At 73.0% G+C, this 15,445-nt stretch carries 13 protein-coding genes and 1 pseudogene; 4 read left to right on the top strand and 10 right to left on the bottom strand.

The window, feature by feature from the left end; all coding sequences use genetic code 11:
- Positions 1-15 precede the first annotated feature (15 nt).
- Both L3078_RS18735 and L3078_RS18730 read right to left on the bottom strand, forming a co-directional pair.
- On the bottom strand, positions 16-1,233 hold the full coding sequence (locus L3078_RS18735) for an acetyl-CoA C-acetyltransferase (protein WP_239755016.1): 1,218 nt from the start codon (positions 1,231-1,233) through the stop codon (positions 16-18).
- 426 nt (positions 1,234-1,659) lie between these two features.
- Positions 1,660-2,751, bottom strand: a complete 1,092-nt coding sequence (locus L3078_RS18730) for an SGNH/GDSL hydrolase family protein (protein WP_239755015.1) — start codon at positions 2,749-2,751, stop codon at positions 1,660-1,662.
- Between the two features lie 158 nt (positions 2,752-2,909).
- Between L3078_RS18730 and L3078_RS18725 the strand changes: the two genes are divergently transcribed.
- Positions 2,910-4,304 carry a cystathionine beta-synthase gene (locus L3078_RS18725; protein ID WP_239755014.1) on the top strand — a complete coding sequence of 465 codons (1,395 nt, stop codon included), beginning with the start codon at positions 2,910-2,912 and terminating at the stop codon, positions 4,302-4,304.
- A gap of 398 nt (positions 4,305-4,702) precedes the next feature.
- On the opposite strand, the gene L3078_RS18720 is transcribed toward L3078_RS18725, so the two are convergent.
- Positions 4,703-5,152 (bottom strand): hypothetical protein, encoded by a 450-nt coding sequence (locus L3078_RS18720; RefSeq protein WP_239755013.1) that lies wholly within the window; start codon positions 5,150-5,152, stop codon positions 4,703-4,705.
- Between the two features lie 194 nt (positions 5,153-5,346).
- Here L3078_RS18720 and L3078_RS18715 point away from each other — a divergent pair, with 194 nt between their 5' ends.
- From L3078_RS18715 to L3078_RS18705, 3 genes are all read left to right on the top strand, one after another.
- Complete coding sequence (locus tag L3078_RS18715; RefSeq protein WP_239755012.1) at positions 5,347-6,942, top strand: aromatic amino acid ammonia-lyase; 1,596 nt, start codon at positions 5,347-5,349, stop codon at positions 6,940-6,942.
- Positions 6,939-7,799 (top strand): MurR/RpiR family transcriptional regulator, encoded by an 861-nt coding sequence (locus L3078_RS18710; RefSeq protein ID WP_239755011.1) that lies wholly within the window; start codon positions 6,939-6,941, stop codon positions 7,797-7,799. The genes L3078_RS18715 and L3078_RS18710 overlap by 4 nt, the downstream gene beginning before the upstream one ends.
- Positions 7,800-7,939: 140 nt before the next feature.
- Complete coding sequence (locus L3078_RS18705; RefSeq protein WP_239755010.1) at positions 7,940-8,512, top strand: hypothetical protein; 573 nt, start codon at positions 7,940-7,942, stop codon at positions 8,510-8,512.
- Positions 8,513-8,561: 49 nt separating this feature from the next.
- Here L3078_RS18705 and L3078_RS18700 read toward each other — a convergent pair whose 3' ends face one another.
- The 7 genes and pseudogenes from L3078_RS18700 to L3078_RS18670 all read right to left on the bottom strand — a co-directional run bounded on the left by L3078_RS18700 (position 8,562) and on the right by L3078_RS18670 (position 15,423).
- On the bottom strand, positions 8,562-9,923 hold the full coding sequence (locus tag L3078_RS18700) for an APC family permease (RefSeq protein WP_239755008.1): 1,362 nt from the start codon (positions 9,921-9,923) through the stop codon (positions 8,562-8,564).
- 169 nt (positions 9,924-10,092) lie between these two features.
- Complete coding sequence (locus L3078_RS18695; RefSeq protein ID WP_239755007.1) at positions 10,093-10,806, bottom strand: lipoprotein; 714 nt, start codon at positions 10,804-10,806, stop codon at positions 10,093-10,095.
- Positions 10,807-10,922: 116 nt separating this feature from the next.
- The gene (locus L3078_RS18690; RefSeq protein ID WP_239755006.1) at positions 10,923-11,297 is read right to left on the bottom strand and encodes a roadblock/LC7 domain-containing protein; all 375 of its coding nucleotides are present in this window, start codon (positions 11,295-11,297) and stop codon (positions 10,923-10,925) included.
- A gap of 16 nt (positions 11,298-11,313) precedes the next feature.
- Entirely contained in the window at positions 11,314-11,919 is a 606-nt protein-coding gene (locus L3078_RS18685) for a roadblock/LC7 domain-containing protein (RefSeq protein ID WP_239755005.1), read from the bottom strand.
- A gap of 571 nt (positions 11,920-12,490) precedes the next feature.
- Positions 12,491-13,180 (bottom strand): annotated as a pseudogene (locus L3078_RS18680) (hypothetical protein); the annotation flags it as partial.
- 92 nt (positions 13,181-13,272) lie between these two features.
- A complete protein-coding gene (locus L3078_RS18675) occupies positions 13,273-13,671 on the bottom strand; it encodes a hypothetical protein (RefSeq protein ID WP_239755004.1) in 399 nt (132 codons plus the stop codon).
- A 330-nt stretch (positions 13,672-14,001) separates the two neighbouring features.
- On the bottom strand, positions 14,002-15,423 hold the full coding sequence (locus tag L3078_RS18670) for a type III PLP-dependent enzyme domain-containing protein (RefSeq protein ID WP_239760373.1): 1,422 nt from the start codon (positions 15,421-15,423) through the stop codon (positions 14,002-14,004).
- Positions 15,424-15,445: the final 22 nt, after the last annotated feature.

The following is a 15,445-nucleotide window of genomic DNA, read 5'->3' as shown; positions in this document are numbered from 1 at the left end:
CGCGGGACCGTACGGTCAGCTGAGGCGCTCGATGACCATCGCCATGCCCTGGCCGCCGCCGACGCACATCGTCTCCAGGCCGAACTGCTTGTCGTGGAACTGGAGGGAGTTGATGAGCGTGCCGGTGATCCGGGCGCCGGTCATGCCGAAGGGGTGGCCGACGGCGATGGCGCCGCCGTTCACGTTCAGCTTGTCCAGCGGGATGTTCAGGTCGCGGTAGGAGGGGATCACCTGGGCGGCGAAGGCCTCGTTGATCTCGAACAGGTCGATGTCGTCGACGGTGAGACCCGCGCGGGACAGCGCCTGCTTCGACGCCTCCACCGGGCCGTAGCCCATGATCTCGGGGGAGAGGCCGGAGACGCCGGTGGAGACGATCCGGGCGAGCGGGGTGAGGCCGAGGTCCCGCGCCTTGGTGTCGGACATGATCACCAGGGCGGCGGCGCCGTCGTTCAGTGGGCAGCAGTTGCCTGCGGTGACCAGGCCGTCCTCGCGGAAGACCGGCTTCAGGCCCTGCACGGCCTCCAGGGTGACGCCGGCGCGCGGGCCGTCGTCCTTGCTGACGACGGTGCCGTCGGGCAGCGTCACGGGGGTGATCTCGCGCTCCCAGAAGCCCTTGCCGATGGCCTCCTCGGCGAGGTTCTGCGAACGGACGCCGAACTCGTCCATCTCCTGCCGGGTCACGCCCCACTGGCGGGCCAGGTTCTCGGCGGTCTGCCCCATCGCGATGTAGGGGTCGGGGAGCAGGCCGTCCTCGCGCGGGTCGTGCCAGGAGGCGCCGACCGACTTCGAGACCGCCTCCGTGCGGGCCTCGGCCTCGGCGAAGAGCGGGTTGCGGGCGGTGTGGATGTCGCTGGTGCCGCGCGCGCTGCTGCTGACGACCTCGACACCGGCCGAGATGAAGACGTCGCCCTCGCCGGCCTTGATGGCGTGCAGGGCCATGCGGGAGGTCTGGAGCGAGGAGGAACAGTAACGGGTGATCGTGCAGCCCGGCAGGTGGTCCATGCCCAGCTGTACGGCCACGATCCGGCCCAGGTTGTGGCCCTGCTCGCCGCCGGGGAGGCCGCAGCCCAGCATCAGGTCGTCGATGTCCCTCGGGTCCAGCTCCGGGACCTTCGCGAGGGCGGCCGCGACGATGGTGGTGGTCAGGTCGTCGGGGCGCAGGTCCTTCAGCGAGCCCTTGAAAGCGCGGCCGATGGGGGAGCGGGCGGCTGAGACGATCACGGCTTCGGGCATCACGGCTCCATTGGCATGCGTTCGGAAAGCGGGGCTGTGGGGGAAGTTACCCGTACGTATGGTCTGGGTCACGGGCATGAGGGTGTGACTCCGACCGCACTTTTCTAAGCGCTTGCTTTTTGGTTGGGCGCCTAGTGACTCGGGGGTGGGGTTGCGTTGGCGGCCGCGGGTCCGGTGGGGCTTCTCGCGCAGTTCCCCGCGCCCCTGAAAGACCAGGCCCCTGCGGGCCTGAAAGACCAGGCCCCTGCGGGCCTGGAAGACCACGGCCGGGCGGGTCTGGAAGACCACGGCCGGGCGGGTCTGGAAGGCGACGGCTGGGCGGGGTGAAAAGCACGGGGCGCAGCCCCTGCTTTTCAGGGGCGCGGGGAACTGCGCGGGAAGCCCCACTCACCCGCGCCCGCCAACGCAACCCGCACCCCCGAGCTACTAGGCGCCCGGCTGCGCCTCCGCGGTAGCGGCCGGCGCCGGGTCCGTCGCCGGCACCCTCCGCCGACGCCGCCGCTTCAGCAGAGCCCACGGCCCACGCGGCCCCGTAGGCATCGCGGCCGTCACCTCCGTACCCGCCTCCGACGCGGCCTCCGCGGCCGCGCGGGCCACCGGCAGGAAGCCCTCGCGACGGCTGGCGTCCGGCCGCTCCTCGTCCGCCGGCCAGAGGCCCAGCGCCGCGCACACCGTCGGCAGGACGGCCATCGCGGCGGTCGCGTAGCCCTCGGCGGAGGGGTGGTAGTTGTCGGGGCCGAACAGCTCGCGCGGGTTCTGTTCGAACTCGGGGCCGAGGAGGTCGCCCAGCGACACGGTGCGGCCGCCCTGCTCGACGGTTCCGATCGTCTGGGCGGCCGCCAACTGCCGCGAGGCCCGGCGGGCGAGCCAGCGCAACGGCTGCTGCACCGGCTCGAGCGTGCCGAGGTCGGGACAGGTGCCCACCACCACCTCGGCCCCGGCGGTCCGCAGCCGCCGTACGGCCGCGGAGAGATGGCGGACGGAGCGGGTCGGCGGCATCCGGTGGGTCACGTCGTTCGCGCCGATCATGATCACGCAGACGTCGGGGACCTGGGCCGGGTCCTCCAGGACCAGGGCGACCTGCCGGTCGAGGTCGTCCGACTGTGCCCCCGGCAGCGCGACGTTGCGCAGCAGCACCGGGCGCTCGGCGACCGCCGCGAGCCCCGAGGCGATCAGCGCGCCCGGGGTCTGCCGGGACCGGTGGACGCCCTGACCGGCGGCGGTGGAGTCACCGAGCATGACGAGGCGGAGCGGGGGATCGTCAGGGGCGTCGTACGAACTGCCGTACGAGCCGTAGCCGTACGCGCGACCGTACCGGCTGCCGTGCGTGTGGCCGTACACACCCTCCGCGCTCGGCGGGTGCGGGCTGTGCCCGTTGCCCACGACGCGCTTGGCCATCCGCACCTCGGCCAGCACCACGCCCACGGCCGCCGCACCCAGCAGACCGATGCCGCCACCGCCGTACGCCGCGCCCGCCGCGATGCGGCGGGCCACCCTTGCTCTGGACATGCTCGTCATGCGTCGCCGCCACCTCCTCGTACCCGTACACCCACTCCTTGCCCCGTAGCGGCCCTCGGCCAATCCCGGCGGAAGGTGAACAGGGAGAAGAACAGTGAGGACGGGGCTTAGGCTGGCTGGACATTACGACCATCCCTTTTGCGGCTCCGGAGACAACGGTGCAAATCCACGACTCGATGATCAGCCTCGTCGGCAACACCCCGCTGCTGAGGCTCAACAGCGTGACCGAGGGCATCCAGGCGACCGTCCTGGCCAAGGTCGAGTACTTCAATCCCGGCGGTTCCGTGAAGGACCGCATCGCGCTGCGCATGATCGAGGCGGCGGAGAAGAGCGGGGAGCTCAAGCCCGGCGGCACGATCGTCGAGCCCACCAGCGGAAACACCGGTGTGGGGCTCGCCATCGTCGCCCAGCAGAAGGGCTACAAGTGCATCTTCGTGTGCCCCGACAAGGTGAGCACCGACAAGATCAACGTACTGCGGGCGTACGGGGCCGAGGTCGTCGTCTGCCCCACGGCGGTCGACCCCGAGCACCCCGACTCGTACTACAACGTGTCCGACCGGCTGGTCCGTGAGACGCCCGGCGCCTGGAAGCCGGACCAGTACTCCAACCCCAACAACCCGCTCTCCCACTACCACTCGACCGGCCCTGAGCTGTGGGAGCAGACGGAGGGGCGGATCACCCATTTCGTGACGGGCGTGGGGACCGGCGGCACCATCTCCGGCACCGGCCGGTACCTGAAGGACGCCAGTGACGGTCGCGTCAAGGTGATCGGTGCCGACCCCGAGGGGTCGGTCTACTCCGGCGGCTCTGGGCGCCCGTACCTCGTCGAGGGCGTCGGCGAGGACTTCTGGCCGACCGCGTACGACCGGACCGTCGCCGACGAGATCGTCGCCGTGTCCGACAAGGACTCCTTCCAGATGACCCGGCGGCTGGCCAAGGAGGAGGGCCTGCTGGTGGGCGGCTCCTGCGGCATGGCCGTCGTCGCCGCCCTGGAGGTCGCGAAGCGCCTCGGCCCGGACGACATCGTGGTCGTCCTGCTGCCCGACAGCGGGCGCGGCTACCTCAGCAAGATCTTCAACGACGAGTGGATGGCCGACTACGGCTTCCTGGAGGACGAGGGCCCGAGCGCGCGCGTCGGCGACGTCCTCAGCCACAAGGAGCACGGCGCCATTCCGTCCCTCGTCCACATGCACCCGGACGAGACGGTCGGTCAGGCGATCGAGGTGCTGCGCGAGTACGGCGTCTCGCAGATGCCGATCGTGAAGCCGGGCGCCGGTCACCCGGACGTCATGGCCGCCGAGGTGGTCGGCTCCGTCGTCGAACGCGAGCTGCTGGACGCCCTGTTCACCCAGCGCGCCTCGCTCGACGACCCGCTGGAGAAGCACATGTCCGCGCCGCTGCCGCAGGTCGGCTCCGGTGAGCCGGTCGGTGACCTGATGACCGTGCTCGGCTCGGCGGACGCGGCCATCGTGCTGGTCGAGGGCAAGCCGACCGGTGTGGTCAGCCGGCAGGACCTGCTCGCGTTCCTCGCCAAGGGCGGGGTCAAGCAGTAGGGGCGGCATAGCGGCGGCGTAGCGGCGGCGGGATCTGCCGCGCGAGGGGAGGGGCGTCTGAATCGGGGGAAAAATCCCGTGAAGCGCCCTTCTTCGTCGAAGATTTGCCCGAGCCAGGGGTTTGACTTCGCAGAAGTGGTACGAGCGCGTCACGTCCGCGCAGCACCCGCTTAACACGGGTCCGGCACATTAGTGGGTGTCGGCAGGGCGGGAGCGGCTCCCCGCTCCGGCCGACAACCGAACGGCGTCAAGGACCTCCGGAGCGGCTCCCGGACCTCCATGGACGCCACGGACGCGCCAGCCCGGTTCCGACCCGGCCCGCGTCCCTCGCGGGGACCGCCGTCGTCCCGCCCCCCGTCACACGGGGGTGCGGCGGTCCCCGCGCATATCTTCTCGGGTCACTTCTCCCACTCCGATTCCCCGCGCCTGTCCCGGCGTCGGTCCAGAATCGGCGAGTTGCGCAGGGCCCAGGCCACGTTCACGCCGACGATGCCCGCCCAGGTGACGAACAGGCCGCGCAGATCCGCCACCCCGCCGCCGATACCGGACAGGGGGATGGCGGCGACGAGGGAGACCACGCCGAAGCCGTAGCGTTCGCCCCAGCTGTCGGTGGACTTGTCGGGGGAGCGGCTGCCACGGGCCACCACCATCTGCTGCTCGGCCACCTGACGCCGGACCCGGCGGTCGACCACGCTGTCGATGCGCTGGTCGACCTTCTCCAGGAACGAGTCGACGAGCGCGGACTCGTAGTCGTCGCCCAGGTCTCTGCGGGCGTGCAGGGTGGCGGCGAGTTCCTTCTTCAGCTCGGTGTCGCCGAGCTGGGCGTCACGGGCATCCATACCGGTCATGCTCCTCACGGTAGGGATCCGGGAGCCGTCTGGCACTGGGGTTAGCCCCCCGGTCGGCGCACCGGCTCCCCCCTGTTTCCCGTCCGGCATCCTTGTTTCCCGTCCGGCATCCCTTGCCCGGCCTGCATAGTCTCATGCAGAGTTCTCGGTGACTGAATATGTGGTGTCCACCGGGGCTGAGGAGGCTGCTGGTGATGTCCTCTCGGATCATGGGCGCGACGGACGCCCCCGTTGCCGCCGCCGGGCCGAGCGCGCCGGTCGGGCCTGCCGCTTCTGCCGGGCTCGTCGTTCTCGACGGGTGTGCGCTGGGGGTCGCCGACGTCGTGCGGCTCGCCGACGGGGTCGTTCGGCCGGTGCCCGACGGCGCGGCGATGCGGCGGGTCGAGGAATCGTGGGAGGCCGCCCGGCTGATCGCGGCGACCGGACGGGTGTACGGCCGCTCGACCGGGGTCGGCGCCAACCGCACCGAGGACGTGCCCACCGAGGCCGCCGCCGAGCACGGTCTGCGGCTGCTGCGCAGTCATGCCGGGGCCATCGGTGAGGAACTGCCCGCCCGGCAGGTACGGGCCATGCTCGCCGTACGCGCCAATCAGCTGCTCGCGGGCGGGGCGGGGTTGCGGCCCGGTGTCGTGACCGCGCTCTGCGCGGCGCTGGAGAGCGGCGCGTACCCCGTGGTCAACGAGTTCGGTTCGGTGGGCACGGGCGACATCGCGGCCCTGGCCCAGGTGGGGCTGGCGCTGGCGGGGGAGCATCCGTGGCGGGGGCCGGCACCGGTGTCGGGGGAGTCCGGCGTGCCCGAGGCGCAGTCGCTCGACAACAACGACGCGCTCGCGCTGATCAGCAGCAACGCGCTCACGCTCGGACAGGCCGCGCTCGCGCTGCACGAACTGCGGGGGCTGATCGCGGCCACCCAGGTCGTCGCCGGGCTCTCGCTGCTCGCCGTGGACGGCTCGCACGAGGCGTACGCGGCGCCCGTGCACGTCGCGCGCGCCCACCGGGGGGCGCGCGAGGTGGCCCGGCGCATGCGGGAGCTGATCGGCGCGGCCGACCGGCCCACACCTCCGCTGGGGCGGCTCCAGGACCCGTACGGCTTCCGGTGCCTGCCGCAGATCCACGGGCCCGCGCTGGACGCGGCCGACGCGCTGGCGGGCGTCCTGGAGGTGGAGTTCAACGCTGCGGCGGAGAACCCGCTGATCATCCCGGAGGACATGGCCGCGTACCACCACGGCGGCTTCTACCAGGCCCAACTGGCCCTCGCCCTGGACCACTTCCGGCTGGCCGTGACCCAGGTGGCACGGCTGTCGACCTCCCGGCTCTCCTCGCTCAACGAGCCCGCCTACACCCGGCTGCGGCCCTTCCTCGCCGACCACGAGCCCGCCTCCTCGGGCGTGATGATCCTGGAGTACGCCGCCGGGGCCGCCCTCGGTGACCTGCGGGCCTTCTCCGCGCCCGCGTCGCTCGGTCACGCTGTACTCTCCCGGGGCGTCGAGGAACAGGCCAGCTTCGCCTCGCTCGCCGCCCGGCAGACGCTGCGGGCGTGCGGCGCGTACCGGCTCGTCGTCGGCTGCGAACTCGTCGCGGCGGTACGGGCGTTGCGCCAGCGGGACCTGCGGCCGGATCCCGGCCTGCCCGTCGCGCGGGCGCTGGAGCTGGCGGAGGCCGTGCTCGACCCGGACCCCGCCGACCGGCCGCTGACGGCGGACGTGAGCGCGGCGGCCGTACTGCTCGACCGGTTCACCGAGATCTGGACGGACGTCCAGGCGGATCCACTGAGGGGGAGCGCGTCATGAGCGCGGACAACGGCACGGGCATGACGGACAGTCCCGCCGCGCGGCTGCAGACGCTCTTCGAGGGGCACCGGCTGACGCCCACCCAGCGACGCATCGCCCACAGCATGGTGCGGCGGGCGGCCGACGTGCCGTTCCTGTCGAGTGTGGAGCTGGCGGAGCTGGCCGGGGTGAGCCAGCCGTCCGTGACCCGGTTCGCGGTGGCGCTGGGCTTCGACGGCTACCCGGCGCTGCGCCGGCACCTGCGGGACGTCGGGCCCACCGAGCCGGCCCCGGACACCACCGCGTACAACGAGTACCAGCAGGCCGTCGAGGCCGAGATCGAGAACCTGCGGCATCTGGCCGAGGTGCTCGCCGACCCGGCCCCGGTGGCGCGGGCCGGGCGCCTGCTGGCCGCGTCCCGCCCGCTGCCGGTGCTCGGACTGCGGGCCGCGGCCTCCCAGGCGTACGGGTTCGCCTACTTCGCCGCCAAGGTCCACCCCGACGTACGGCTGCTGCACGAGGGCGGCAGCATGCTCCACGACCGCATCGACGCCGCCGTGCGCGGGGGCGCGACCGCGCTGCTCTGCTTCGCGCTGCCGCGCCACCCCCGCGAGGTCGTCGAGACCCTGACGTACGCCAAGGAGGCGGGGCTCTTCGTCGTCACGGTCGCCGACTCCGCGTTCGCGCCCGTCGCCAAGGTCTCCGACCTGCTGCTGCCCGCCGCCGTCGGGACCGGGCTCGCCTTCGACACGGCCTGTGCCCCCATGCTGCTGGGCCGGGTGCTCCTGGAGGCCATGTGCGACGACCTGCCGGACGCCCAGGCCCGGCTGGAGGAGTTCGACGCGAAGGCCGCGACCAGGGGGTTGTTCGTCGAGTAGCCGTCCCGGAGGGGCCGGGCGGCCGTGGCGGACGGGAAGATCCGCGATTCTCAGGCGCGCTTCACGTTCGCTGGTTACGGTGCCCGCGACTGTCGTACGAACCGGTGTCTGACGACCGATGATGACGAGAGGTGGGGAACGTGACGCGCGGAGGGCAGGGGCTTGCTCGGGTGGCCGTCGTGGTGCGGGCCGGGGCGGCGCCGTTGTGGTGGCTGGGAGTGGTCGCGGCCGGGGTCGGGGCCGCGCCGTCGGGGCTGACCGGGCGGCGGATCGGGGTGCTGGCGGGGGCCGTGCTGTTCATCGTCGCGGCCGCCGGGGTGGCGTGGGCCGGGCGTGGCCGGTATCTCACGCCGGTGCGCGCCGCCGTGCGCGCCGGTAAGCACGACGTGCTCCAGGACCGTGCCGTGACCCTGCGCGCCTGGCGCCGAGGCCACCGCTGGTGGCTGCTGCTCGGCTTCGCGGCCGCCCTGGGCTCGTCCTTCGCGCTCCCCGCGGCGGGCGGGATGCTCCTCGCCGGCCTCGGCACGGGCCTCCGCCTCAAGGCGGCCTGGCTGGGCCGCCGTGAACTGGCCGCCGGGCAGCTCTACTGGGTCCGGGTCGACCGGCTGTCCGCACGCGCCGGCCGCCCCACGGGCAAGCGGGTCCCCGACTACCGGCTCACCGGCATCGGAGCGGGCGACGCGGCACCCGGGGGCGGCAGGCGACGGGCGTAGGCCCCTGCTCGACGGCCTCCGGTCGGGCGTAGTCCCTGCCCGACGGGGGTCATTCGCCCCGCGTGCGGAGGACCAGCTTGTTCACCGCCCACAGTGCGATGCCGATGACCAGGAGGACACCCGCGCGGATGTAGACGTCGGCCGGCCGGTCGGCCAGCGGGCTCGCCAGGATCAGGGCCGTCAGGGCGCCGAGCACCGGCAGGGCCGTCGGCGTCCGGAAGTGGGCGTGGTCGACGCGGTCCCGGCGCAGGACCAGGACCGCGATGTTGACGACGGCGAAGACACAGAGCAACAGGAACGCGGTGGTGTCACCGAGGCCCTCGATCTCCCCGGTGGAGACCAGCCCGATCGCGAGGAGGGTGACGAAGACGATGCCCACGACCGGCGTACGCCGGCGCGGCAGGACGCGGGCCATGCCGCGCGGGAGGATGCGCTCGTTGGCCATGCCGTAGCAGAGGCGGGAGGCCATCATGATGTTGATCAGGGCGGAGTTGGTGACCGCGAAGAGGGCGATCAGGGCGAAGAGCTTGTGCGGGAAGTCCACCCCGCCGGCCTTCACCACTTCGAGGAGCGGACCGCTGGAGCCCGCCAGGGTCTCGGCGTCCACCAGGAGCGACGAGACCAGCGCCACCAGCACGTAGATCGTGCCCGTCACGGCGACCCCGATGAAGATCGCACGGGGGAAGGTCCGGGTCGGGTTCTTCGTCTCCTCCGCCATGTTCACCGAGTCCTCGAAGCCGACGAAGGCGAAGAAACCGAGGGCGGTGGCGCCGAGGACGCTGGTGAGCAGGGCGTATCCCGTGCCGCTCGCCTCGAACTCGGTCAGGCGGGACGGCTCGCCGTCACCGCTCAGCACCGCCCACGCGCCGATCGTGAGGATGATCAGCAGGCCGGTCAGCTCGACCAGGGTCAGCACCACGTTCGTCTTCACCGACTCGGAGACGCCCCGCAGGTTGAGGGCGGCCAGCAGGACGATGAAGGTGATGGCGACCAGGGTGGGCGGCAGCGCACCGTTCGTCAGCTCGTCCAGGTAGTCACCGCTGAAGGCGCGCGCGGCGGCGCTCGCGGACGACAGGCCCGAGCACATCACCATGAAGGCGACGATGAACGTGAGGAAGGGCAGCTTGAACGCCTTCTGCGTGTAGAGGGCCGCCCCGGCCGCCTTCGGGTACTTGCCGACCAGTTCGACGTACGACGCCGCCGTCAGGATCGCCACCACGAAGCCGATCACGAAGGGGAGCCAGAGCGCTCCGCCGACCTTCCCGGCGACCTTGCCCGTGGTCGCGTAGATGCCGGTGCCGAGGATGTCGCCGATCACGAAGAGGATCAGCAGCTTCGGTCCGAGCACCCGCTTGAGGCCGGCCTCCTCGGCGGGCGCAGGTGACGCGGCGGTGCCTTCGGTGGTGGACAAGAGAACCTCCCCCGGTCGGTGATCCGTCCGGGGGACTCATGCCCGGTCGCGGGCTGTGGATGCCTTCGCGCCGGTTCTCGGAGCCGGAAACGTGATCAGGCCGTGCGGCCGGAAGCCTGATCAGGCCGTGGAACCGGAAGCCTGATCAGACCGTGGGCCGGAAGCGTGATCAGGCCGTGCGCAGCGTCCGCTTGGCCAGTTCGTACGCCGGGAGCATCTGCTCGTGCTCCTGGGTGTCGAGGCCGCCGAGATGGACGACGACGGGCCCGTCCTGCGTGACCGCGACGAAGGCCCGCTCCTTCTTGGTCTCCTCCAGGGCCTCGCTGGTGTAGAGGTACGCGACCTCGGTGCCGGAGACGTCGGAGTCGGAGGTGAACTCGCTGTACTTCGCCTCGCTCGTGTTCCCCTCGGCCGCCACGAACTCCTTGAGCAGCGCCTCCGCGTCCCCCTCCGTGGCGCCCTTCTCGCCGGTCCAGACCCGGATGAAGCCGATGTTCCCGGCCGGCTTGGCGTCGATCTCGCACGCGGTGGTGAACGGTCCCTGCCGCAGCAGCCCCTCGACCAGCTCGGCCGCGAGCTCGTCCTCCTCCGAGCCGCCCTCGGCGGGCGGGCCGCTCTCGACGGCCTCCGCCTTCCACTTCTCGGCCGTGTCGAAGGCGACCGGGAGCTCGCAGGCGGAACCGGCCGCGCCGACACTGCCGCCGCTCTTGGCGGCCTCCTGGGCAGCGTCCTCGGCGGTGTCCTCCGCGTCGGCGGTCGCCGCCCCGGTGGTGCTCCCCGGAGGCTTCGCGTCGCCGTCCCCCGCCGACTCCGAGCACCCTGTCAGGACCCCGGCGAGCAATGCGAGCTGCGCCAGTGCCGTCCCCCGTGCCGCTCTCCCCACGGTCACCCTCCCCTTGCCGTTCGACGTGTTGTTCGAGGCCGGACACGGTAGCCGAGGCACGCGCGGGCGGCGCTCCCCGGGTGGGGGGCGCCGCCGGAGCCGTCGTATCAGGGCGGTCAGACCTCCAGCTCCGCCTCGATCCGCCTCAACTGGTGCCTCGCCATGGCCAGGTTGGCCCGCTTGGCGTCGAGGACCAGGTAGAGGAAGAGGCCGTTGCCGCCGCGCCCGGTGAGCAGGCGGATCAGGTGGTACGCGTCGGACAGGGTGATCAGGATGTCCTCGATCTCGCCCTTGAGGCCGAGGTGTTCCATGGTGCGCAGCTTGGCTCGGACGACGTCGGTGTTCCCGGCGGCGGCGACATTGAGGTCGAACCCCTTGCTGCCGCCGATCGTGCCCAGTGCCATGCCGCTGGTGTAGTCGACCAGGGCGGCGCCGGTCGCGCCCTCGATGGACGCGAGGGCCTCTTTCAACGCGGTCTCGGTGTTGGCCATGGTGTGCGGTGTCCTTTCAACTCTCACTGGTGGTAGGTGCGTTGGGAGTGGTTCGGGGGGTGGGGCGTGGGGTGGTGGCGCGGGGCGTACGGCGGGGCATGGTCGACCTGACCGTGGCCTTGGCCGGAGTCGGGGCCGGTGTCTGGGCCGGGGGCCCGGGCGTGGTCCCGTCGGCGGTCCTGGCCAACGACCGGGCCGGGTTCCGGGTGGCCGCCGCCCTGGCGTTGCTCGCGGCCGAGTCGTCGGGCCGGGGCAGGGCGTCCACCAGCTCGCCGATCCGGCCGCCCGCCCGACGGCCCTCCAGGTGGAGCCGGCCCACGTTGACCCGGTCCTGGGCCAGCAGCGTCAGCACGGCGGAGGAACCCGCCGCGTACGTCGCCACGTAGCCGTGGTCGCCGCGCAGCAGCAGTTCACGGAGCTCGCCCCGGCCTGCGGCGTCCGTCATCCGTACGGCGACACCGAGCGCGGCCGCGGTGAGCGCCGCCAGGCCCTCGGGTTCCACGCCGGGGGTGTCGTGGGCGAGGACCAGCCCGTCCACACTGGCCGCCAGCGCGCCGGTCAACTGGGGTACACGGGCCCTCAACCGGTGCAGTTCGTCGAGGACTTCGGCCTCCGCGGCCATCAGCAGTCTCCTCTCGGCGGGACGCTCCCGCTGCCGCTCAAAGGGCCTCCAGCGCATCCCTGAGCCTTTGCAGTAGAGCCACGTCGGGGTCCGGGGTGGTGAGCGGCCAAGGTGGGGCGAGGGGCGCCGCCGCGCCCCCGGCCACGAGCCCGGCCGACGGCTCGCGCCCCGCGTCGGCCGCGGTGCGGTGGTGCGGGTCGGCTGGCGTGAGGTGGGCCGGGTGGGCCGGCGTGAGGTGGGCCGGGTGCGTCGGCGTGAGGTGGTGCGGGTCGGCCGGGGTGCGGTGGGACGGGCCGGGCGGTGGGGAGCGGTCCGGGTCGGGTTGCGGGGGGAGGCCCGGTGGGCGGGCGGGGGTGAGGCCCGGGTGGGTTTCGGGGGTGCGGCCCTGTGGGGCGGCGGGGAAGGTGTCCGGCCCTGTGGGGAGCGGCCGTGTGGGGAGCGGCACTGAGGAGAGCGGCCCTGCGGGGACCGGCTTTGCGGGGACCGGTGGTGCCGGGACGGGCCCTGTCGGGGCCAGTGATGTCGGGACCGGCCCTGCCGGAATCGGTGGTGCCGGGATCGAGCCTGTCTGGACCGGCGGTCTGGGGATCGGCCCTGTCGGGACCGGTGGTGTCGGGGCCGGGCTGTTGCGGGCCGTGGATATGAGGCCGGCCGCTGCCAGTCTTCGTACGTCCACGAGGGTGTGGAAGGCGGGGCGGCCCAGGGTCAGGGAGATCTCGGCGGCCGTGCGGAAGCCGTCGACCTGGCCGAGTACGGCTCCCTGCCGGGCCGGCACCGGCGGTGTGTCCAGGCCGGCCGCCGCCCTGATCAGCGGGGCCTCGTCCATCGCCGGGTCGGGCCAGATGCGGTGCAGCAGATCCCGGCGGCGCCGCGCCTCGCGCTCCACGGCGGCCACCGGCACCGGCCGGATCGGTCCCAGCCAGTGCGCGGCCCCGTAACGGAAGCTGGCCGGCGCGCTGCTCGGGCCGAGGACGAAGTACGCCGCGTCGAAGAGCGCCCCCGCGTGGCACAGCTCCAGCGCGCCCCGGGCGACCCGGCCGCTGTCCACCAGGAACCGCCCGACCCGCAGCCCGGCCCCGGCCGTGTCGACCGCCTCCCGCCAGCCGTCGGAGTCCAGGATGCCGCCGGTGGCGAGCAGCACGTCCAGGCCCGGGGAGCGAGGGCTCTCGGCGTGCACGACCTCGCCGTCGGACAGGTACAGCGCACCGGTCTCGCGCAGCAGGACACCGGTGGCCCGCTCGGCGGCGAGGCGGCTCAGCATCGGCGAAACGGCCTGCCGGAAGTGCTCGCCGCGCACGGGGAGCGGGGGCGCCGGGGTGGCTACCGGGGTGGGTACCGGTGTGGTGATCACGCTCATGCCAGCACCAGCCGTCCCGCCATCTCGCCGAGCCGGATCCGGGCCAGCGCGAGGTTGCCGTCCGTACGCGCCAGCCACAGGTGCAGGAACACACTGCTGTCGAACGTCGTCCGCACGAACCGCAGCACGTGGTACGTGTCCCGGTTGCTGACGATCAGGTCCTCGACCGGCAGCTCCGCCCCGGACCAGTCGGAACCCTCCTCCGGTGCGAACGCCCGGTGCTCCGCCGCGAGCCGAGCCAGTTCCGCCGCCTCCGCCGCGGTCGTCTCGTGGTCACCGCCGGGAGCCTCCCCGACCGTGCCCAGCGCCAGTCCGCTGGTCCAGTCGACCACCGCGGCGCCCAGGGCACCGGGCAGCCTCATGGCCTCCACCAGACACTCGTCGATTCCGGGCACCGTGGCTCCCCTCCTGCCTGCGGTTCGGCTGAGTGACGCAGACGCTACGCACCGTGTGCGCCAGGGGGTGAGGGATCTGGCATTTTCCAGCGGAACATGCGGACAGGTGACTAAGGTGGGTCGACTTGCCTGCTTTTCACCGCTGTTGGGGCTGAGGAGGCACGTCAACGCCCTGAGGTGGGCATATGCGGCTGCCCCGCATGCCGGGCCCGAACGAGCCGCCGACCGCTCACCATTCTGGGGGGCGCGAGGGGCGCGGGAAGGAGCGCGACCAGCAACCGTGGGGCGCCCCCAAGCCCCGCAAGTCTCCCCACGACCGGACGGCGACCGTCAAAGCCCCAGCAGCCCCGCCCGCTCGGCTCCCCCCGCCTCCGCCACGAGCTCCTCCACGGTCTGCGCCCGCCGCACCACCGCGAACCGCATCCCCCTCTCCCCGGGCGCGTACCCGTAGATCCCGGGCCGGGGCAGGGAGTTGTACGCGTAGTGGTGCGCGAAGTAGTACGCGCCGGTGTCCAGCGCGGCCGCGTAGTCCCCGGGCTCGAACAGCGGCAGTGCGCGCCCCTCCGCCAGCAGGTCCCCGGCGAAACAGGCGGGCCCCGCCACGTCCTGCGTCACCGTCGGCCCCACCTTCACCCGCCCCTTCGCGTCGTACGCGGCGATCCGCAGCGGCCACGACCCCGGCGCGTACACCGTCCGCGTCGCCACCTGCACCCCGGCGTGGGTGACCGCGATGGCCCGGCCGCCCGCGCTCTTCGTGTACTCCACCCGCGCGACGACCGTCCCGTGCTTCGCCAGCAGCGACCGCCCGAACTCGGTCACCAGCCCGTACCGCCCGTCGAACAGCCCCGGCACCGCCTCCGCCAGCAGCCGCGCGTACTGCTCGTACGTCGGCGTCGCCGCCTCCGAGGCGAAGTTCACCGGCAGCCCGCCGCCGATGTCGATCGTGTCGATCTGCCGCCGCCCGATCCGCCGGTTGATCTCCTCCGCCAGCTCGTACGTCTCCGTGATCCCCCGCGTCATCAGCGACAGCGGGATCCCCTGCGACCCGGTGTGCGCGTGCAGCCGGCTCAGCCAGGGCCGGTCCAGATACGCCCGTACGACCCACTCGCGGGCGCCCTCGTCCCGGAGCGCCACCCCGAACTTCGAGGTGGCCGTCGCCGTGGACAGTGCGTCGATCGCGCCGCCGCCGACCTGCGGGTTCACCCGGATGCCGAGGGGGGAGCGGGTGGTGGCCGACCGGACGAGCGCGTCGATGCGGTCCAGCTCCTGCGGATTGTCCGCGTTGACGGCGATGCCCAGCGCCAGCGCCTCCCGCAGCTCGGCCGACGTCTTGGCGGGGGAGTCGAGCACGGTCAGCCTCGGCGGCACCCCGGCCGCCCGCGCCAGGGCCAGCTCCCCGGCACTCGCCACCTCCGCGCCGATCCCCGCCTCGCGCAGCAGCCGCAGCACGGGCACCAGCGGCGTCGCCTTCACCGCGAACGCGTGCAGCACGGGCGTCCCCGGCGCCGTCACCGCGTCGAACGCCCTGCGCAGCGCCCCGGCCGACGCCCGGATCCCGGTCACGTCGAGCAGCGCGACGACCGGCTCGCCGGGACCCAGCAGCCCCTGCTCCACCGCCGCCCGCACCGCCTCGTCCCGCCGCGCGGCCCGCTCGCCGTCGGTGTCGAACAGCCGCAACGTGCGCTCGGCGTCCCCCTCGTCCTGCCGGGCGCCGGGCCTCTCCCCGCCGGTCCCGCTGGTCCTGTCTCCCATCTCTTCCCCCGCTGTCGTGTCG

The sequence above is a fragment of the Streptomyces deccanensis genome (assembly GCF_022385335.1).
Lineage (GTDB): Bacteria > Actinomycetota > Actinomycetes > Streptomycetales > Streptomycetaceae > Streptomyces > Streptomyces deccanensis.
This window is presented reverse-complemented; position numbering and strand designations above follow the sequence as displayed.

Bases quoted from the DNA above. Each gene is read 5' to 3' on its own strand.
- L3078_RS18685 (WP_239755005.1), bottom strand. From the start codon at position 11,919: ATGGCCGCGGAGGCCGAAGTCCTCGACGAACTGCACCGGTTGAGGGCC.
- L3078_RS18730 (WP_239755015.1), bottom strand. From the start codon at position 2,751: ATGACGAGCATGTCCAGAGCAAGGGTGGCCCGCCGCATCGCGGCGGGC.
- L3078_RS18670 (WP_239760373.1), bottom strand. From the start codon at position 15,423: ATGGGAGACAGGACCAGCGGGACCGGCGGGGAGAGGCCCGGCGCCCGG.
- L3078_RS18690 (WP_239755006.1), bottom strand. From the start codon at position 11,297: ATGGCCAACACCGAGACCGCGTTGAAAGAGGCCCTCGCGTCCATCGAG.
- L3078_RS18720 (WP_239755013.1), bottom strand. From the start codon at position 5,152: ATGACCGGTATGGATGCCCGTGACGCCCAGCTCGGCGACACCGAGCTG.
- L3078_RS18710 (WP_239755011.1), top strand. From the start codon at position 6,939: ATGAGCGCGGACAACGGCACGGGCATGACGGACAGTCCCGCCGCGCGG.
- L3078_RS18715 (WP_239755012.1), top strand. From the start codon at position 5,347: ATGTCCTCTCGGATCATGGGCGCGACGGACGCCCCCGTTGCCGCCGCC.
- L3078_RS18735 (WP_239755016.1), bottom strand. From the start codon at position 1,233: ATGCCCGAAGCCGTGATCGTCTCAGCCGCCCGCTCCCCCATCGGCCGC.